General features: G+C 56.1%; 20 protein-coding genes. 6 read left to right on the forward strand and 14 right to left on the reverse strand.

Features of this window, described 5'->3' with window-relative positions; genetic code table 11:
• Positions 1-286: 286 nt before the first annotated feature.
• On the forward strand, positions 287-1,315 hold the full coding sequence (locus tag ACWPWQ_RS17635; RefSeq protein WP_454010380.1) for a tyrosine-type recombinase/integrase: 1,029 nt from the start codon (positions 287-289) through the stop codon (positions 1,313-1,315).
• Positions 1,316-1,528: 213 nt separating this feature from the next.
• Positions 1,529-1,786: a RepB family protein gene (locus ACWPWQ_RS17640; RefSeq protein WP_454010381.1), complete on the forward strand. Its 258-nt coding sequence runs from the start codon at positions 1,529-1,531 to the stop codon at positions 1,784-1,786.
• Between the two features lie 195 nt (positions 1,787-1,981).
• On the opposite strand, the gene rsmF is transcribed toward ACWPWQ_RS17640, so the two are convergent.
• The 4 genes from rsmF to ACWPWQ_RS17660 all read right to left on the reverse strand — a co-directional run bounded on the left by rsmF (position 1,982) and on the right by ACWPWQ_RS17660 (position 7,380).
• Complete coding sequence (rsmF, locus tag ACWPWQ_RS17645) at positions 1,982-3,412, reverse strand: 16S rRNA (cytosine(1407)-C(5))-methyltransferase RsmF (protein WP_454010382.1); 1,431 nt, start codon at positions 3,410-3,412, stop codon at positions 1,982-1,984.
• A 129-nt stretch (positions 3,413-3,541) separates the two neighbouring features.
• Positions 3,542-6,094, reverse strand: a complete 2,553-nt coding sequence (locus ACWPWQ_RS17650) for an MlaD family protein (RefSeq protein WP_454010383.1) — start codon at positions 6,092-6,094, stop codon at positions 3,542-3,544.
• 55 nt (positions 6,095-6,149) lie between these two features.
• Positions 6,150-6,758: a paraquat-inducible protein A gene (locus tag ACWPWQ_RS17655; RefSeq protein WP_342058714.1), complete on the reverse strand. Its 609-nt coding sequence runs from the start codon at positions 6,756-6,758 to the stop codon at positions 6,150-6,152.
• Positions 6,736-7,380 (reverse strand): paraquat-inducible protein A, encoded by a 645-nt coding sequence (locus ACWPWQ_RS17660; protein WP_454010384.1) that lies wholly within the window; start codon positions 7,378-7,380, stop codon positions 6,736-6,738. The genes ACWPWQ_RS17655 and ACWPWQ_RS17660 overlap by 23 nt, the downstream gene beginning before the upstream one ends.
• Positions 7,381-7,636: 256 nt before the next feature.
• On the opposite strand from ACWPWQ_RS17660, the gene ACWPWQ_RS17665 reads away from it, so the two are divergent.
• The 3 genes from ACWPWQ_RS17665 to ACWPWQ_RS17675 all read left to right on the forward strand — a co-directional run bounded on the left by ACWPWQ_RS17665 (position 7,637) and on the right by ACWPWQ_RS17675 (position 10,033).
• Positions 7,637-7,942, forward strand: coding sequence for a YebG family protein (locus ACWPWQ_RS17665; RefSeq protein ID WP_454010385.1), 306 nt, complete (start codon positions 7,637-7,639; stop codon positions 7,940-7,942).
• Positions 7,943-8,230: 288 nt separating this feature from the next.
• A complete protein-coding gene (locus tag ACWPWQ_RS17670) occupies positions 8,231-9,508 on the forward strand; it encodes a tyrosine-type recombinase/integrase (RefSeq protein ID WP_454010386.1) in 1,278 nt (425 codons plus the stop codon).
• 330 nt (positions 9,509-9,838) lie between these two features.
• A complete protein-coding gene (locus ACWPWQ_RS17675; RefSeq protein WP_454010398.1) occupies positions 9,839-10,033 on the forward strand; it encodes a DUF3653 domain-containing protein in 195 nt (64 codons plus the stop codon).
• 47 nt (positions 10,034-10,080) lie between these two features.
• Here the strand turns inward: ACWPWQ_RS17675 and ACWPWQ_RS17680 are convergent, their stop codons facing one another.
• The 10 genes from ACWPWQ_RS17680 to ACWPWQ_RS17725 all read right to left on the reverse strand — a co-directional run bounded on the left by ACWPWQ_RS17680 (position 10,081) and on the right by ACWPWQ_RS17725 (position 17,443).
• Entirely contained in the window at positions 10,081-10,359 is a 279-nt protein-coding gene (locus tag ACWPWQ_RS17680; RefSeq protein WP_454010387.1) for a hypothetical protein, read from the reverse strand.
• Positions 10,360-10,499: 140 nt separating this feature from the next.
• Positions 10,500-10,787: a hypothetical protein gene (locus ACWPWQ_RS17685; RefSeq protein WP_454010388.1), complete on the reverse strand. Its 288-nt coding sequence runs from the start codon at positions 10,785-10,787 to the stop codon at positions 10,500-10,502.
• Positions 10,750-11,343: a DUF2971 domain-containing protein gene (locus ACWPWQ_RS17690; protein WP_454010389.1), complete on the reverse strand. Its 594-nt coding sequence runs from the start codon at positions 11,341-11,343 to the stop codon at positions 10,750-10,752. Before ACWPWQ_RS17690 ends, ACWPWQ_RS17685 begins: the two co-directional genes overlap by 38 nt.
• A 503-nt stretch (positions 11,344-11,846) precedes the next feature.
• A complete protein-coding gene (locus ACWPWQ_RS17695) occupies positions 11,847-13,049 on the reverse strand; it encodes a zonular occludens toxin family protein (protein ID WP_454010390.1) in 1,203 nt (400 codons plus the stop codon).
• Between the two features lie 3 nt (positions 13,050-13,052).
• Positions 13,053-13,367, reverse strand: coding sequence for a DUF2523 family protein (locus ACWPWQ_RS17700; RefSeq protein WP_454010391.1), 315 nt, complete (start codon positions 13,365-13,367; stop codon positions 13,053-13,055).
• Between the two features lie 3 nt (positions 13,368-13,370).
• Entirely contained in the window at positions 13,371-14,666 is a 1,296-nt protein-coding gene (locus ACWPWQ_RS17705; RefSeq protein WP_454010392.1) for a hypothetical protein, read from the reverse strand.
• 129 nt (positions 14,667-14,795) lie between these two features.
• Positions 14,796-15,008: a Flexible pilin gene (locus ACWPWQ_RS17710; RefSeq protein WP_454010393.1), complete on the reverse strand. Its 213-nt coding sequence runs from the start codon at positions 15,006-15,008 to the stop codon at positions 14,796-14,798.
• A gap of 299 nt (positions 15,009-15,307) precedes the next feature.
• Entirely contained in the window at positions 15,308-15,628 is a 321-nt protein-coding gene (locus tag ACWPWQ_RS17715; RefSeq protein ID WP_223949935.1) for a hypothetical protein, read from the reverse strand.
• 27 nt (positions 15,629-15,655) lie between these two features.
• Complete coding sequence (locus ACWPWQ_RS17720) at positions 15,656-17,161, reverse strand: replication initiation factor domain-containing protein (protein ID WP_454010394.1); 1,506 nt, start codon at positions 17,159-17,161, stop codon at positions 15,656-15,658.
• A 30-nt stretch (positions 17,162-17,191) separates the two neighbouring features.
• Entirely contained in the window at positions 17,192-17,443 is a 252-nt protein-coding gene (locus ACWPWQ_RS17725) for a hypothetical protein (protein WP_454010395.1), read from the reverse strand.
• Between the two features lie 124 nt (positions 17,444-17,567).
• Here ACWPWQ_RS17725 and ACWPWQ_RS17730 point away from each other — a divergent pair.
• Positions 17,568-17,914 (forward strand): helix-turn-helix domain-containing protein (locus ACWPWQ_RS17730; protein WP_454010396.1); only part of this gene is annotated, 347 nt, incomplete at its 3' end.

Consider the following 17,914-nt stretch of genomic DNA (forward strand, 5'->3'; position numbering starts at 1 on the left):
CCCAAGGAGCCCCGACAGACGGGGCTCTTTATTTAAAATCATCAGCCAGATTACCCCCGGCTATATCAATCACCCACCTCGTTATCTCTCACTCAATATCCGATACTGGACCATCTTCTGGAAAACATTTTCTCCGGATATAGAGTAAGCCTGCTTATTATCCCCGGGAGGCTGGAGGCATTGAATCAATACCCAATTAATATCGATAATATTCATTATCGATACTTGATGGATCTGTAAGATCCTGTAAGATCCTCCTAAACTCCATATCGAATCATAGACTTACGTGGCCTATCCAACCATTTCACCACCGGCTCATCAGTCACTGCAGACGGTGTTCGATCCTGCGCTCAATAGCCGGGCGCGGCGTTTCCTGCGCAGCGCAAAAGCGGATTCCACCCTCAATGCCTATCAGGCCGATACCCGTATCTTCGTATTCTGGTGCCAGTTGCATGGGCTGGATCCACTGCAAACCAGCCATCACGACATCATGAACTTTCTGGCGGATCAGGCTGACGGCATATTGGCCGACTGGGTATGGCTGGATAAAGAGGAGGGGAAGGGGGAGCTGCGCAACGGGGAGCCTCGAAAACCGGCCACTCTGGTGCGGCGGCTCGCCGGCATCCGTTATGCCTTCAAGCAGAAGGGCATTCATCCCATGCCGACCGAGCATGCGGAAATAAAGGAGATGATGCGGGGCATAGTACGCCTCGGGGATAACCGCAAACACAAGACGGGAGCCCTGACCCTGCAACCCCTGACCCGGGTGCTCGACGAGATAGACACCTCCACCCTGGCGGGGCTGCGGGATCACACCCTGCTGCTCTTGATGTTCAGCGGCGCCCTGCGCCGTTCGGAGGCGGCTCGTATCGAAGTGGGCGATCTCGACTTCGTGGGGCAGGGGATCCGGCTCCGGCTCAAGCCGAGCAAGCATCAACTCCATGAAACCGAAATCGCGCTCATTCCCGGCAAGCACTATTGCCCGGTAACCGCCCTCGGCCGCTGGTTGAAAGCGAGCCGCATAAGCCAGGGCCCGCTGTTTCGCCGCATGACCCGCTGGGGGCAGCTCACCGCAGATCCCCTGGGGCCGCAAGGCATCAACCTGATGATCAAGCGGCGAACCGGCCAGGTCATCCACGATCTCTATGTCAGTGGCCACAGCCTGCGCCGAGGCTTCATCACCTCGGCGGTGACCGCGGGCAAGCCGATGAACAAGATCATCGAGGTGACACGGCACAAGGACATGCGTACCCTGCAGGAGTATTTCGACGATGCGCACAAGTTCTCCGATCATGCCCTCGCAGGCTTGCTGTAAGATAACCGCGCCACGGTATTTTTTATGTTAAATGCCATCTGATTGATTTGATGATATATTTCTCGCACTCCGACGCTGTGCCGGTGAAGGGTCAGCATCAAGGGAAAAGAGCCAGGCACAGCAGGCGGCTCTCACCCCTGGCAGGGGAGTGTCATTCCGGCGCACACCAGAGTGAGAGATAACAAACCCCACTCTCTTATTTAGCAAGGTCATATGAGCCAGAAAATGAAGATGAATGTGGCGCAAGACAATGCCGAGCGGCAACGCCAACACGTGAAACGCAAGCAGGAGACCCACAGCAGGCTGCAATGCTGGATCAGCAATCGCCACGCCGAGCGGTTGCAGGAGCTAGGTCAGCACCTGGAAGACAATCAGGCTTCCCTCATCGAGCAGGCGATCGATCTGCTGTACCAGCACGAGCTGGTGCCCCAGGGGAGACCGGAGAAAGCCCTCGCGGAGATCAGCGAATAAAAAAAGCCAGGTACGAATTCCTTGTACCTGGCATAGGGGAATTGGCTCCTTGCAGAGCCGTGCGCTAATTGATAGGCGGATTGCCTTAAGCTTAGACAAGGCGCGAGGCATTTCAAGAAGTGACTAAAAGTTCAACCAGAGTGTGGGTTTTCCAGACTCGAACAGGTGTCAGTCCTTGAAATGGCCGCCGGCATCTCACTCGTTGAACAGGTTGTTGTCCCGCACCAGCTCACGGGGCAGGGCATTCTTGATGCGGCTCCCGACCCATTTCCCCATCCCAAGCGGGTAACCCTGATAGCGGACGATCACTTCCCCCGTTCCCGGGGCCAGCTCGGGCCAGACATCCCGCCCCATCATGAATTCCCGCCCGTTGGCGGCATCCAGCTCGACACATCCCCGGGTGGCCAGGCTGCCATAGGCCAGCGCCCATTCGTGGGTGAGGCGATATCCCTTCTTGAAGGTTTCCGCCAGCTTGATGCCGATGCGATCGAAGCGCAGCTTGCCCTGCACCTGCTCAAAGGCGTGGGGGAAGAGCCAGATCTCGTCATTGCGACCAAACAGCTGACCCCGCGCAGCGACCCCGAAGCTCGCCTCTATCTCTCGCAACATGGGCTCGGCCTCTGTCGCCGGCAGAGGGGAGAAGGGGAACTTGCCGAGCTTGCCCGGCTTGAACATGGTGTTGGGCACTGAGTGATGCTTGCTGATCCTGGCGACGAAGAAGCCCTCGCTGTCGAAGATCTGGGGCCAGACATGCAGGTAACCCTCTGGGGTGCAGGCCTGCCCGGCACCGGGGAAGAGAGAGGCCAGGGAGTCGACGCTCAGGGCGTCGCCGAACTTCTCTTGCAGCGACTGACAGACCGCCTGGTTCTCCTGAAGGCTCAGTGTGCAGGTGGAGTAGACCAGCACGCCACCGGGTTTGAGGGCGTGGAAGGCACTCTCCAGCAGCCCTTGCTGCACAGCGGCGATCTCCTCGATGCTCTCGAGACTCCAGTTTCGCAGGGCATCTTCATCCTTGCGCACCGTGCCTTCCCCCGAGCAGGGGGCATCGAGCAGGATAGCATCGAAGGTTTCCGGCAACCACTGGCCAAACACCTTGGCATCGAAATGGGTCATGCCCACGTTGGTCACGCCACAGCGCTGGATATTGGCGCTCAGTACCTTGAGCCGGCTGCTGGAAAACTCGTTGGCAACCAGCATGCCCTGGTTGTCCATCAGGGCCGCCACCTGGGTTGTCTTTGAGCCGGGCGCCGCCGCCGCATCCAGCAGCATGCCATCGTGCTTTATCCGCTCGCTGGCAAAGAGCGCCGTCACCGGCAGCATGGAACTCGCCTCCTGGATGTAAAAGAGGCCGCACAGGTGCTCGGCGGTGTTGCCAAGGGGCACGCTCTCGTCGGCCCGGGTCAGCCAGAAGCCGGTTTCGCACCAGGGCACGGGATCCAGCTGCCAGCCCAGTGGCGCCATGCGTGTCACGAAGTCGGGCACGGATATCTTGAGGGTGTTGACCCGGATGCTGCGCCGCAGCGGCCGCCGACAGCTCGCCACGAACGCATCCATGGAGAGATGGGCCGGCATGATGCCCGCGATATGACGCAGGAAGTGTTCGGGAAGGTAGGTATTGTCGTGCACAGTGCCGTCTCGCTGACCCAAAAGAGGGGCGACATAGTACCACAGGGGTCGGAATATTCTGAATGGGCGATGGGCAAAACGAACAAGCCCGGCACTGGGCCGGGCTTGGGTCAAAGGGTCAGGAGAACATCAGGGCTGGATGCGGGGGCTCCACTCCAGCCACTCCTTCTCTGCCTTGCCATAGAGCGGGTAGCTGTGGCCGGCCTTGACGGTCGGCCCCATCTCCCGCTCCGGGGTGTTGAAGGCGATGCCGCCGGCCAGCAGGCTCTGTACGGTTTCCACCTCTATGGTGCCGCCGGTCAGGCCGATGTCGGCCTTGACCCCGGACACGTTCCAGAAGCGGCTGTTGGCGCGTACCAGGTGGGCGTATTCCTGAGCGACGTTCACCTCGATCAGTACCTCGCTGCCATCCCGTGCCAGCGCCACATCGCTGACGCTGCCCACCACCATCTTGCGAAACAGCAGGGGGCTGCCGACGCTGATGCCGCTCACGGAGGGGCTCTTGAGGGTCAGGGCCAAGCCGATGGGGGTGTTCTGACTCAGGGGGAAGCGCTCCTTGCCCGCGCCCTGGCCCGGGCTTGCCTCCACGAAGGCACCCTTGATCAGGGTGTCCAGGTGGGAGACCCCCCCCAGCCCGAGCTTGGCCTGCACCAGGGTGTAGCGTGCGCCGCTCTGCAGGAAGCGGGCGGCGTACTGCCCATCCAGCTCGGCTCTGAAGCTCACCTGACCCAGGGCGGGATCCAGTTCAATCTGCTCCACCTTGCCGATGTCCACCCCACGGTAACGGATGGGGCTGCCCACCCCGAGCCCGGGGTTGCTGTCGGCGGTCAGGGTCAGGGTGCGCACCTGGGTGCCGGCCTGCTCCTTGCTGTCAAACAGCTGATGGCTGCTGCGGCCGGTGCCAAGCCGGTCAAATTCGATGGCCCCCCGCAGCAGGGTGGCGAGGTTGCCCATCCTGACCTGCACCCCGTCGAGCCGGATCTTGCCGTCGATGGCGGCCTTCTTCCAGAACTGGGGCTGCTGCCTGAGCAGGGGCGCGTAGACGGCGTCTATCTCCAGGGTGATGGCCACCCCGCGCTCCTCGGCTTTCAACGCCTTGACCTTGCCCGCTTCCAGCCCCAGATAGAGGACGGGGGAGCCTACGCCTATCCCGTCCGCTTGCTCGGCGCGCAGTGTCCAGCGCTCGGGTCTTGCATCACGACTGCCGAGCAGGGCCAGCTCCTGACTGGGATAGAGGCGGTCGATACGCTCCCCCACTGTGGCCTGGACAAGCTTGATCCCGCCCGCCAGCCAGGCGCTCGCCGGGCTGGTCTCCACCTTGAGGCCGCTCAGATCGGCCTGGACCTGCAAGGGGGCGGCACGATAGAAACGGGCCCGCTTCAGCAGGTGCTGATAACGCTCGTTTACCACCAGGCTAACGCTGGCATTGCCGCCGGCATCCAGGGTCAGTGCCCCCAGCTCACCTATCTGCAACCCCTTGAACCAGAGCGGGGCCCCCTCGTTCAAGCCGGCGAGATCGTCCGCCTGCAGGGTCAGCTTGATGCCATCGCGCGGCTCCTGGCTCGCCAGCGTCATGGTGCTGACCTTTTCCCCTGCCACATAGTCGAGACGGATGGCCGGTCCGGCCAGCAGGCGATCCGCGTGCTTGACCCCGGTGGGGGAGAGGGAGACTGTCTCCCAGACCAGACGGCTCTTGCCGGTCATTCGAAATGCCTGCTCGGGGTTGATCAGCGCAGTGACGACTCGGCCCTGCTCGGTCAGGCGAATGGGGTCTATCCTGCCAATCTCTATCCCTTCATAGAGGATGGGCATGCCTTCCTTGACTGGCAGGGAGCCCGCCTGGATGGTGATGCGCTCCCCTCTGGCCGCCTCGGCCAGTCCCTTGTAAAGGGTGAAATTGAGCCCCTTCTGCGCGACGGGCGACGCCTTGGGGGAGTCAAACGCTATGCCGCCGCTCAGTATGGAGGTGAGGCTGCCAGCCTCCACGCTGACACCGGCCAGGCTGAAGGAGCCCTTGATGCCGCTGATGTTCCAGAAGCGGGTATCCACCTTGACCAGGTGCTCGAAGCGCGGCTCTATCACCAGATCCAGGATCACATTCTGGTTGTCTTCGCCCAGACGGGTATTGATGACGCTACCGACCTCGAGCCCGCGGAAGTAGATCTTGGCCCCGATGCCGACCGATCCCAGGGAGTCGGCGGTCAGGTGCAGGGTGCGCCCCTGGGCCTGATAGCCGGGGGGAGGGCCGTCCAGGGCATCGAACTCGTCCTCCAGCGGGTTGTTGTCCCGACCGGGTTGCAGGTTGATGTAGTTGCCGGAGACCAGGGTATCGAGACCGGAGATCTCGGTCAGCGACGCCTTGGGGCTCACCAGCCAGAAGTCGGAGCCCTTGCGGATGAGCGGGCGGGCGCGGCTGTCGACCTTGGCGAGCACGGCTATCTTGCGACCGTCCTGTGCCAGCTCCAGATCCTGGACCACCCCTATGGCAACCCCCTGATAACGCAGCTGGGTCTTGCCCGGCAGGATGCCATTGCCCTGGGCAAAGTTGATGCGAATGAGTTGACCGCTGCTCGTCCACTGCTGGTAGATGAAACCACCCGCCAGCAAGAGGGCGATGAAGGGCAACAACCAGACTGGGGATAACCAGCGATGTTTCTCAATGACGGGTTCAGCCCCGATCATACCGACTCCTTAAATTGGCTGTGATGCACAGCACATCCGATACAGAAAAAATGCATTAACGGGCCGCCTTGTCCCACAGCAGACGGGTGTCGAGCATCCGGGCCGACATCATGGTGAGGATCACCACGCCGGCGAAGGCGGTTGCCCCGGGCCCGGCCCGCACGTTGAGCAAGACCCCGCGATCCACCAGGGCCACCATCAGCGAGATCACGAACAGGTCCAGCATGGACCAGCGACCGATGAAATCGATGATGCGATACATGATGAGCTGACGCTTGCGCCGCACCGGCTTGCTGCGCTGCAACTGCCAGCAGATCCAACCCAGCCCCAGTATCTTGCCGATGGGGACTATGATGCTCGCGGTCAGCACTATGGTGGCTATCCCTGACATCTTGCTGCGATAGAGCGCCATGATACCGCTGAAAATGGTATCGGACTGCAGTAATCCCTTGTTGTAGAAATGGGTGATGGGCAGCAGGTTGGCGGGGAGCAGCATGAAGGCGGCGAGCGCCAGCAGGCCCCATGACCAGGCAAGCGAATGGGGGATCCGCATCTGCAGGGGGCTGTGGCAGCGGGGGCAGCGCATGGCGCTCTGGTAACGCACCAGCAGTCCGCAGGTGTGGCAGCGGCAGAGCCCGAGTTCACGGGCGCTGGTCGGTATCATGAGCCGGCTCCTGCGAGGCGTTTTGCAGCGGTATCCGCTCCCAGTAGGGGGAAGGGTCGAAGAGGATCAATAGCGTCATGTTGAGCAGCATCAATATCCCCAGGCTGAGCAGACCGCCCCCCAGGCGCACGTCGGCAATGTCGATGAGCTTGAACAGGGCGACCAGCAGGCTGACGATATAGACCTCCAGCATGGCCCAGTGCCGGAACACCTCCACGGCCTTGAGCGTCGGGGCCAGTATGTGCCAGCGTTTGGCAAGGCCGGAGGCGAGCGCAAAGATGCCGAGCAGCAGCCCCACCGGCGCCAGCACGGCGCACCAGAGCACCAGGCTCGCCACCCAGAGTTCGCTCTCCTCAAACAGCATCAGAATGCCTTTGAGCAGGTTGGCATCGGAGTTGACCCCCGCCAGGCGCAGGTAGAGCAGAGGTTCGAAGAGGGCGGAGGGGAGCAGCAGGAAGCCGGTGATGGTGAGGGCCATCAACTGGGAAGGACGAAAAGCATAGCGCCCATAGAGATGCTGGTGACAGCGCGGACAATGGGCGTGACGACGCAGGGGCAGCAGCTTGCGTTCGATCAGCAAGTCACACGCCGGGCAGACGATCACGGAGTGGGGATCCGACATACGATTCAACCTGTTGAAGGAATTGATAAAATTTACCCTAAAACGCCTTCGCTGTCTTGCCGCAGCTCAGCCTCTGGCCAAGAAAAGATGGCTCGGCCTGCCAACTCCCAGGGCCATGGAGAGAAACACGGGACCTGGTTGCCACATAAGAGACGCCCGATAAAGCGATGGGCGCGGTGGCGGATCCTGAGTGTTATTTGCAACACTGTATATTCATACATATACTTGCAGTCACTATCATGAGGAGGACGCCACTATGGCCGTTGAGATCAAGTATGTTGTCGTGCGTGGGGGAGTAGAGAAGATGACCTTTGCCAGCAAGAAAGAGGCGGATGCCTATGACAAGCTGCTGGATACCGCCGATGAACTGATGACGCTGCTGGCCGGGGCACCTGTCCAGCTGGCGCCCGAGCAGCAGGAGAGCCTGGCCTTTTACCTGGCCGAGCAGCGGGATCTGCTGCAGAACGTGTTGCGCGGCGGCAAGGTGCAGGGGATCAGCCCCAGGGAAGACAAGGTGGACGCCGAGAAGCCCAAGGGAAAATCCCTCAAGAGCGTGGCCTGACAAGGGAAGGGCGGGGTAGGGCGTCCAGCCCTGGGCCCCGCACCACAATATTCATGAAGAGTCCATTTTCAGTCACTCTTGTCGCTATTTACCCCGATAAATTTCCAACAAGAGTGCATATTCATTGAATAAACACCGTGTTCTATCCTGACCTCTGTCCGCCAGGGGAAGCCTTGACGACTGATCCGGGGCCATCTGGCATCTCCTGATGCCGATAACCCCATTTATCGGCATCAGGATTGCGCGACACTAGGCCAGCCTCACTCAACAAGACTCACAAGCACCATCATGACTCATCCGTCACTGCCGCCCGCCATGCCGCTGTTCGACAATTTGCTCCATCTGGAGGCGGGCAACCCCCAGGTCAACCAGTATCTGGCCACCCTCAGCCTGGGCAATGTCCCCGATGCCGGCCTTGTCTATGAGCTGGCCGTCGACTGGCTGCTGGAGCAACGCCACAGCGAGAACAACTACAAGACCTACCGCAGCGAGCTGACCACCTTCCTGCATTGGTGTTTCTGCGAGGTGGCCATCAGCCCCAAGGATCTCACCAGGCGCATCATGATGCGCTATCTCGACTACTGCCAGGCACCGCCACAGGGGCTTATCGCATACCGAAACGTGGCCCAGTTCGTGCTCGACAAGGAGTGGGGAGAGCGGTTGCCCAACCCCTTGTGGCGACCGTTTCTCGGCAAGCGGGAGTTGGGCCGCGAGTTGCCATATCGCCTGAGCGAACAGGCGATGAAGACCAAGCTCGCCATACTGTCGGCCTTCTTCCAGTTCCTTATCCAGGAGGAGTACATGGATCGCAATCCGGCGCTCCTGCTGCAGCGGGTCAAGCGGCCGAACAACCAGGATGCCGGTGAAGAGGCCCAGTCCTTTACCGAATTGCAGTGGTCCTATGTGATGCAGGCCGCCGAGCGGCTGGCAACCGAATGCCCGGCCCAGCATGAGCGCAGCCGGTTTCTCATCTGCCTCATGTACGCCTGTTATCTGCGTATCTCCGAGGTGGCGGCCAGACCGGGCTTCAGCCCCGTCATGAGCCAGTTTCGCCGCGACAGCAAGACCGTGGTCTGGGGTTATGACATTCCTCGCAGCAAAGGCGGCAAACGCCGTACAGTGGCCGTCTCCCAGGCGTTGCTGGATGCATTGGCACGCTATCGAACCTTCCTTGGACTCTCGCCGCTGCCAACCCCGGGCGAACAGACGCCGCTCTTCGTGCGCCACAAGGCGGCGGCCCATGGCCGGGAGCAAGGCGAGCTCAACGCCAACCTGGGTATCCGCCAACTGCGGGATCTGGTGATGGCGGTCTTCGAGCAGGCCGCCAACCTGGCCGAGCAGGATGGGTTTGATCAGGACGCTGCCGAGATGCGCACCCTGACGCCGCACTCCATCCGCCATACCGGCATCACCCACGACATCAACCTGCATGGCCGACCGCTGTCACACGTGCAGGCCGACGCGGGACACGACAGCATAGACACCACATCCAAATACCTGCACACCGGCAACAGCGAACGCCACGAGAGTGCCAACTATAAGCCGCTGGATCGCCTGCATGAATAAGTGCCCATGTGCAGACTGCGTAAAGAGCAGCCAAGTGCGGGGTGGCGGGAAAACATGCCCGCCAGTCGCCCCAGCCAAAACCGCGCATAATGTCGCGTTTGGTTAAATGCCCATCTGAAACCTGCCGATAAGCCAGCCCACGCAATTTTGCTGGTTTATCAGGTATTTACTTGGATGGAACGAGAGTTGACCAAAAACTTCATTTTTCGTTGGTTTGAATGCGGTTTATCGGAAGAGGAGACGGCAAATCTATGTTTCGTTTCTGTGAGGCAGGTCACATATTGGGATAAGGGTAAAGAGATCCCACCTGTCTATAAACGGCTTATGCGTATGGCATCCGGGCGGGAGCTGCCCACAATCTTCAAAAGCTGGGAGGGGTGGCGGATGGCAAATGACTGTTTGATTTCTCCCACTGGTGTGAGGTTTGACAGACGAAGGATCGAAGCGATGGCCATCATCCAGGCAGATAGGTCCGAGAGACAGATGGCAGCTTTCTACTGGCGGAAGAAGCTAGGCATCAACTAGACAGGGGAGGGGGCGCAAGCCCCCTTTTACACTAGTGCGAGACTCTATTAGTCAGGGTCATCGCATTTGTAGCAACACTCAGCCGTTTCTCCTACTACTTGCCTAACATGTTCTTCCATATCATCTATGTCATCAAAAATGCCTGCCAGTTCCCCAGCATTAAACTGTTGAACACCATACTCTAAGGCTGCACCTTCAGGCTCCCCCTCAATCAACACATCATCATGTACCCAGCATCGCTTTGCAGAACCGGCTTCAATCGCGATTCCAACAGCACAAGAGCGCTTGGCTTCTTGCTCTTCGATAAGACGCTTAGCTCCACTCATTCCTCACCCCCTTTGGCACACAAATTTGCAACATGTCAACAACAATGACACTAATTTTACTTGGGAACAACAAACCACCGCAGCATTGAGTTGGTCTAGCAATTCCCCCCGTATTACTACACGGGGGGGGCCTCAGTAACTCAAAACAGCTCTAAGCTTTCCTGATGAATACGTATAACTTGATCCATCATCTGATTATAATTTTTTCGTGAATTAAAACTATATGGGATTAAAGAATACTGACGAGCGCCTACGCCTAAATAAATAACATCAATTCCCGTCCGAGTATGAAAATCTAAAGCCAAGCCTTTCAACCTAGCATTAGCATTAGCCCCTACATATATACACTCAAGCAAATCAGGTTCAACACCGCGCACGTAAATATCATTATCAAAAAAATCCTTTTTTACCTGTATTGGTACAATCATCTAAATGTCTTGGGAATCTAACTTCACGTTCATAAGCCCATGAGTCAGACTTAAAAAACCAATCTCCAATAGAAATATTTTCATGATCGAAAAAAATCCTTGCATTTATTATTGGCCTTGATTTTACATATTTAATTTCATGAGATTCAGAAACAAACTGACAGCTATTTTTAAACTTCAAGGCTATTCCAGAATGCGATTCACCATAATGAGCCCACATAAGAGAATTTTTAGGCAGTGAGTGATGATCTCTAGTTAAACATAAGACGCCAAGATTAGCGTTAAACTGCTCAATTTGATATTGAACATCCACCATTAAACTTCCTTTAGAAAAATTATCTTGAGGGACAATGTATTTTTTTACAACAGACGGGCATCCGGTAAGAAAATATTTTGTTTTGAAATTCATCCGCCCTTTGAGTTCGAATTGTTCGCAGTATATTTCAGGACTAAGCTCAAAAGGATCATTCAATGCTTTTGGTTGAGAAAAGCGAATTGTCAAATCTGTCAAAAAACATTCTGATGAAATACGCCCCATATATTTATAATAATTCATTACCCCACCCCCTCTACAGCAATCAATATTTGACATCATGCTATACATTACAACATCAAAGGGTGCTATTGCATTCACTTCCCTCAGAGCCCGAAAGCCTCAAAAGCCGGTTTTGCAGGGAAGGGGAGAGTCACAGCCTCACAGAGGCATTCCAAAGAAGTTTCGGCGAGCCTACCACCTTCCCGACAATGGGCCTCAGTGGGTCGCCTTATAGGGGCTGACGCCCCTGTGATTCAGTTGCCAGACTTAAGACGAGCGGCAGCAGCCCGAGCGCGGCGTTTTGCCCGGCAGTGGTGCCGCCACTTCTCCTCCAGCTCGATAAGGTGGCCCCCAAAGAGCCAGAGCAGGGGAGGCAGCGAGAACAACGCAACCAGGGCAAAGCAGGCCAAACGAGCCTCGGCGGAATAGTTAGGATTGCTCCCCAGGGTTATCAGGATGGCAATATCAAGGCAGACAGCGACGATGCCAATCACATCAACCCCCCATTAGAACCACAGTTGTATTTATGTCCGGTCATCGCTCGGAGCCTCACCATTCTTGGCGCCAGCAAAGAGCGCCCCATTGACCCGCTTACGCAATGCGTCCCCGTCAGGGTCGCAATACACATCCACGGGCTTGCCCTGGTACTGGATCACCGCATGGCACGCCGTCATGGCTTTCACGCCCACGAAATACTGAGGCCACTCCTCGGCATAGATGGCTTGCTCGTCGTCGCCCTTGCGCAGCGCGAAACAGTATTCGACGTTGTAGACGTCTCGATCGCTCTTGGTCAGCACATGGCAGTTGATAATCAGGCGGTATCCGGCGAACGGCCCTACAGCAAAGACGCCATCAGCAGACGCAGCAGGATCGCCGCTAGGACGTACATCAGCAGTGGGCGTAGCACCCACCGCCCCAGGAGCCGGAGCAGCGGCAGGAGAGGGCGCAGGGGCCTTAGCAGGAGCATCAATATATTCAGGCTTGATGAAGCCAAAAAATACACAGAGTCCCCAAATCGCCAGAACAAAGAGTATTTTAGGATCTCGCAGCATCGAGCTGCCCGCGATTGTATCCGAGACCTTACCGGTTGTAGTCGAGTCATAAAGCTTGAAAACATATTTTGGCACCTTATTGAATGGCTTGGCCTGCAGCACATCAGACATAGATGTACCGGAGTTATCGGAGAGGTGAAGCACCGTCTTATAACGGCCACCGATGCCCAATATCGCCATATTGGTATGGCGAATGGCCGTTTCAGCCGCCGCCCGAATTACTTGGTGCACCTTTTTTATGTTCGGGGTCGTTAATACAAAGTCCCAGTTATGGTGACGGTGCATATCAAATGCCACGTCGATGGTTTCCGGTCGGCCATCTTCTTTGGCTTTGTCCGGCCCACCTGGATAATTGAGGCGGTCTAAATCACTCTGGCGCCATGCTGGAGGAAATACCCGTTGCACCTCATCGACCAGGAAGAAAGCCCCCTTGGGCGCCCAGTGGTAGAAACGTGCCAGATGATCACGCCCCTCCTGGGATTCAGTCTCGATATAGAGCACCTCAAAACTTTCTGGTACATCCTTGCCGAGCACCTCACGGCAGCGCTCAACCGAGAAGCCTCGCACGTTCGTGACAATCAAGCGACCCGCCTTGATAGCCGGGATCACATCGGTATGAATAGCACCGGAGGACTTATAAGAACCAGGGGCACCGTGATGGATTTTAATCGACATACATCACCACCCGAACATATTAAGCAAGAAGCGGGTCACAAACGCTTGGGTAACAATGGACAACCCTTTATCAAAATGCAGATAGAGCAAAATATCCCGCACCGTATCAGGCAGGTTATTAAAGGACTGCGAAATCAAATCGCTGAATTGCAGATTTATCAGGATTTCTCTGGCAACGTCCCAGGAAAACATCAGCATGAACAACTTGAACTCAACCCATTGAATCGCCATCTTTACCGAAATCCAGGCAGTTACCTGGACAGCGAGCTCATATATATCGTTGAATAACCCGCTAAACAAATCACCTAGCCACTCCATGATTTACCTCCTGGCAACTATCATCAAAGCTACAAAGTAAAAAATAAACAACATGACTGCCGCCAGGATTTCCCAATATCCATCCACTTCGGGACAAACTGAAAACGACTTGCCATCAATAGAAAACAGGTCAAAGCACTTAGGGACTGAGGCAGAGCCAGAAAGCTGAAATTTAAATACCTCGGAAACATCGCTCTTTATTTCCTTGTATTTTTCTTTAAGCTCACCCTTCTTATCCTCATACTCTTTATTTATACGTCCCAGGTTAAACGCGCAATTATCACCTTCTTGGCACAAACCAGATTTATATTCTGTACCCGCCACGTGCAATGGATTATCGGCTGCCCCTGGCATTTGGGAATAATCTATATCAGCGCCCCCTTCATTACCCGAACCACCCGAGCCCTGCCCGTTGCCTAGTGCGTCTTTGATTGCAGCCAAATCACCTGCCATTTGAGTTTGCAAACCCGTCTGCAGCTTATTGAAATGCTCAAGCATAGGGAACATTGGCGCAACGCTATTAGAAATGCCCGTCAGCTGACCACTGATCGCGGTCAGATTCCCTGGAGTGCCACCCCACCACCCCATGGCCGTTTGCATCATGCCTTTGATTGCCGCAGCATCACCAGGAAGAGTACCTAAATCAGAACCACCACTGCCACCACCAAGAGAGCCAATATTATCAGCAATCTTCTTTAACTGAACATTAGCTAAATCAAAATCAGCCTCCATGCGAGACAAATAAAGATTAGTCCCCTCAATTCGACCAGACGTTTCTTTTATATAAGGCAGCGCCTCATTAAGTCTATCATTAACGCCAGACAATTCGAGTTGCGTCTTAAATGTATTGCCAGAAATCTGATTGGAATAATTCTTCAAATCAGAAAGCCTAGAATTAACACCCGTCAACTGTTTGCCTAAATTAGCGTTAATCTTTGAAAGGGTATAACCGACGTTCTCATAACCATAATGATTAAAATACTGCCAACCAGCAATATTATCGGTATCACCAGGAAGACTACCATCCCCGCCAGGACTGCCCCCTGTATCACCGCCACCGTCACCGCCACCGTCACCACCACCGCCCACAGAGCATTCAACGCCACTCGAATATATAGGCCCCATCGTGCCCGTAGCAGGCGTTTCAACACACACACCAGAACAACCCACCTCACAGCCGCCCAGTGAAGAGGACTCCCATTTGACGCAATAAGGCATTGCCGTACCAATCGGCACATTTTGTAAATGGAGCCCAGCCGGACAGCTCGCAAACGCCCCCAGCGGCACCAGGAGCAGCAAATAAAGGACTCTCACACGACCCCCAATAAAAAAGGCGACCGAAGCCGCCTTGTGTCATATCGAAAACGATGCCCTGTAACCTTCGACAAAGAACAGGAACCAGAGCGTCCCGATTAGCAAAGACATGGCTTAGGCTTTGCGGATCAGGACGATCAGGATGCCGACCGCAACGACAGAAGCGACGACCATCAGTACCTTGGGGCCGGTCGCAGTTACATCGGATTGTGCACTTTGCAGAGCAGCAGCCGCAGCAGCAGCAAGACCACCGTCCTCAGCATTGGCACTCATTGCAGCCACGGAACCCGCCAGGGCAATACAACCATTACGATAGAAATTAGGCATTTCGTTTATCCTCTTTTTGCACCTACAATTACACGGGCAATTGCGCCCAGTTTTAAACCCAAAGCCCAGATAACAATCCCTGAACTAAAGGCAAGTCCAATTTGTGTTACATCCAACTGAAACCAGTTGGATATATCCGTTAATTTGGTGTGCTCCTGGACAGTCAAGAGCACATATTTACAGGCATCCCCCTCAGAAAGACGGGCATATCCCTCAGAGGTAATATCTAGACAAAGCATTATCGCGCCCTCGTCGTCGCTCGCTGCGCGCTCTCGCTCCTCCTCCTCGTTGCGCGGTAGTTACAGCGGCTTTTTAGTGGGCTGGAAACCAACAACAACGTTACGGGTCGGATTCTGGGGATCAGCTTCCAGGACAAGATCCACGGCCACCAATTTCGGACAGTCGGCCAGCTCTTTAATCGTGGCGGCGTCATTGCGCAGGGCCAATTGGCGCACCTCATAACCCCAGGAAGTGATATTGCACTCCGGCTTGTTGACGTTATTTGCCAGTGCCAGGTATTCCACCTGGGCGAAGTCATAAGGCACCGGTGCACCGGATTTGCGGGAAACACCATAGCCATGGGTCACGCGAGTGACCAGAACACCGGACAGAATAGACATAGTTATTACCTCGTTGAAGAACCTTAGTTAGGTCGAAAATAGTGGCAGCTCGTCCAGGTCAGGAGGGAGCGGCATTCTTAATCGCGCTGGAATATCTGTTTCTTCCAGGTGCGCAGTTAATTGGTTAACAATCTTGTCAGGGGATAACCCCTCAATATTGGCTAACCAATTAACAAGGCGGCCTGCCATCCTGGACATATTAAATACGGCGTTGTCCCTGGACGTTTTGAACTTGTTTTTAAAGGTGGTCAGTCTGACGGGTGTTATTTCCGATTGCTGAACAGCCGCCAACCATGTGGCGAACTGCGGATACATCCCCGCAAAATAGGGGTCTGGGTTTACCAGGACGTCCAGCGGAATAATCCTGTCCTTGTTGTGTAATTCGCCTTCGGCGCGTACCCAGTTCGGATACTCTGCCGACTGCATCTGTTTTCCCTTTTCGTATACCCGGGCACACTTACCGTTAATGCGGCTGCCCACGTAGAAGGAGCAGCCCTTGGTCGGCACCATCCCGAAACGCTTGGCGATGCCTTTGGCCAGCTCGGTGATCACGAACTCGCCCGATTCAATCTTCATCCAGGACGGCGCGCGGCCCCGCTGGGGATGGAACTCGCCAGCTTCGGCGCCGGCAATGGCACCCTGGTAGGTGATGTGCTCGCCGCCGTAATCGTCCAGGGCGAGATCCACCCGAGTGATGCGCACCCCAGGAACGTGAGAGATAACATCATGCAAAGCCTGGAAGTCCAGGGCCGCACAACCCACGCCGGAAAAACTCACCATGCAACCGTGGTTAGCCGCACCCCAGCCAATCAGGCCGCAGGGGAGGCCATCACACAGCAAGTCAGCTGAATTGGCGTAGCCATGCAGACCGGAGCGGCGAGGGCGCATGGTGAAGCGCGGCTCGGGGATAGGGACACCGATGCGGGTATTCAGCTCTTCGAGCCACAGCTCGATCTCATTGCAGCAGAGGGCATCCAGGAACTGGACGCCGTAGCAGTCGATCAAGTCGTTGTACGCTTCCCAATACTTGGCACCCTGGACAACCTCAAACTCGGAGAACTCCAGCAGGGCAGAGCAGACGGCCTTGAGCTCCTGGCGCATGTCGGCGCGGGACTTGTACCCAGAGTGCAGGGCCTGCTCCATCATTTCGGTCATGGACGGCGTGAGCACAGGGGAGGGGGCTTTCACGGCCAAGGGCTTGGGCGAGGCTTTCTCACACAAGCGCTCGGTCACCTTGTCAAAGCGGGCGAGGGGAGCGAAGCCAACCGGACGCTTCCACAGGTAGCGCAAGCCTTCCACCGCAGGGGCAGCAAAGGCCGCCTGGATAGCCTTGTTGGTGGTGTCGAACCGCGGGATGGCCTTGAGCAGTGCGCCTTGCTTGGCTAAGTCGGTCATCCGGCGCAGTTCGTCCGGTGCCCAGGTAAAGGACAGATAGTCGATCAAGGTTTTGGCGCCGATAACCCTATTTATCGGCATTACGTCGCTGGACATGGTCATGGCATCACGAAGATAGCCAGAAGTTGAGGTGATCATGAGCGACCCCCGTCAATCAGCAGCACGGCGTTATGACCAGTCATCGAAAAATACTCCCTGGTCATAGAAGTCGCGCCATGTGTCCTCGGTGACCTCTACTAGGTCAAACACGGTGTCGGGGTACGTCATCGACAAGTAGATCCGCAACTCATGCAGGTCGCGGAACATCTCGACCTGACCCGCGATGCAGGCGGAGTAATCGCCAGTCGGCTCTGCCTGCCAATAGACCTTGCGCTCGATGAGCGCGGGCAGATCCTGATTTTGTGGGCTAGAGTGGGTCATAGGTCGGTCAGATTTATTATGAATTGACCGGATTGAATCAGAACTAAATCTAACTAACAACGGGTGACTTTTGACCCTAATAGGTGTGTTATATGCCCACTCGAAAAAGTCAGGAGACAGTCAAATGGACTCTAAAGCACTGATTCAGGCCTACATGAGGGCTAAAAAATTCAGCCAGTATCAGCAAGTCGCTGCCGAGCTGGGTTTTACCAAGTCGCATATCTCCAGCCTAACCACTGGCAAGGTGCAACTCACTGATAGCACTGCAAAAAAGATTGCCCAGGAAATTGGCCTGGACGTCCAAGAAGTGCTGATAAGTCTGGCGGCGGTCAGGGCCACCGATCCCGAGCTAAAACAGGCTTGGTATGACATCCTGGCGAAGTATTCAAAAGGAGCAGGCACGGCTGTAGCCCTTGCAGCGGCTGTGTTTCTGTCTCCACTGAACGGGCCTGACCTAACCGCGCATAATGT

The sequence above is a fragment of the Aeromonas sp. Marseille-Q7275 genome, from assembly GCF_965119515.1.

Excerpts from the sequence above, each read along its gene's own strand:
- ACWPWQ_RS17640 (WP_454010381.1), top strand. The coding sequence starts at position 1,529 with ATGAGCCAGAAAATGAAGATGAATGTGGCGCAAGACAATGCCGAGCGG.
- ACWPWQ_RS17650 (WP_454010383.1), bottom strand. The coding sequence starts at position 6,094 with ATGATCGGGGCTGAACCCGTCATTGAGAAACATCGCTGGTTATCCCCA.
- ACWPWQ_RS17655 (WP_342058714.1), bottom strand. The coding sequence starts at position 6,758 with ATGATACCGACCAGCGCCCGTGAACTCGGGCTCTGCCGCTGCCACACC.
- ACWPWQ_RS17660 (WP_454010384.1), bottom strand. The coding sequence starts at position 7,380 with ATGTCGGATCCCCACTCCGTGATCGTCTGCCCGGCGTGTGACTTGCTG.
- ACWPWQ_RS17665 (WP_454010385.1), top strand. The coding sequence starts at position 7,637 with ATGGCCGTTGAGATCAAGTATGTTGTCGTGCGTGGGGGAGTAGAGAAG.
- ACWPWQ_RS17670 (WP_454010386.1), top strand. The coding sequence starts at position 8,231 with ATGACTCATCCGTCACTGCCGCCCGCCATGCCGCTGTTCGACAATTTG.
- ACWPWQ_RS17675 (WP_454010398.1), top strand. The coding sequence starts at position 9,839 with ATGGCATCCGGGCGGGAGCTGCCCACAATCTTCAAAAGCTGGGAGGGG.
- ACWPWQ_RS17680 (WP_454010387.1), bottom strand. The coding sequence starts at position 10,359 with ATGAGTGGAGCTAAGCGTCTTATCGAAGAGCAAGAAGCCAAGCGCTCT.
- ACWPWQ_RS17685 (WP_454010388.1), bottom strand. The coding sequence starts at position 10,787 with ATGATTGTACCAATACAGGTAAAAAAGGATTTTTTTGATAATGATATT.
- ACWPWQ_RS17690 (WP_454010389.1), bottom strand. The coding sequence starts at position 11,343 with ATGAATTATTATAAATATATGGGGCGTATTTCATCAGAATGTTTTTTG.
- ACWPWQ_RS17695 (WP_454010390.1), bottom strand. The coding sequence starts at position 13,049 with ATGTCGATTAAAATCCATCACGGTGCCCCTGGTTCTTATAAGTCCTCC.
- ACWPWQ_RS17700 (WP_454010391.1), bottom strand. The coding sequence starts at position 13,367 with ATGGAGTGGCTAGGTGATTTGTTTAGCGGGTTATTCAACGATATATAT.
- ACWPWQ_RS17710 (WP_454010393.1), bottom strand. The coding sequence starts at position 15,008 with ATGCCTAATTTCTATCGTAATGGTTGTATTGCCCTGGCGGGTTCCGTG.
- ACWPWQ_RS17715 (WP_223949935.1), bottom strand. The coding sequence starts at position 15,628 with ATGTCTATTCTGTCCGGTGTTCTGGTCACTCGCGTGACCCATGGCTAT.
- ACWPWQ_RS17720 (WP_454010394.1), bottom strand. The coding sequence starts at position 17,161 with ATGATCACCTCAACTTCTGGCTATCTTCGTGATGCCATGACCATGTCC.
- ACWPWQ_RS17725 (WP_454010395.1), bottom strand. The coding sequence starts at position 17,443 with ATGACCCACTCTAGCCCACAAAATCAGGATCTGCCCGCGCTCATCGAG.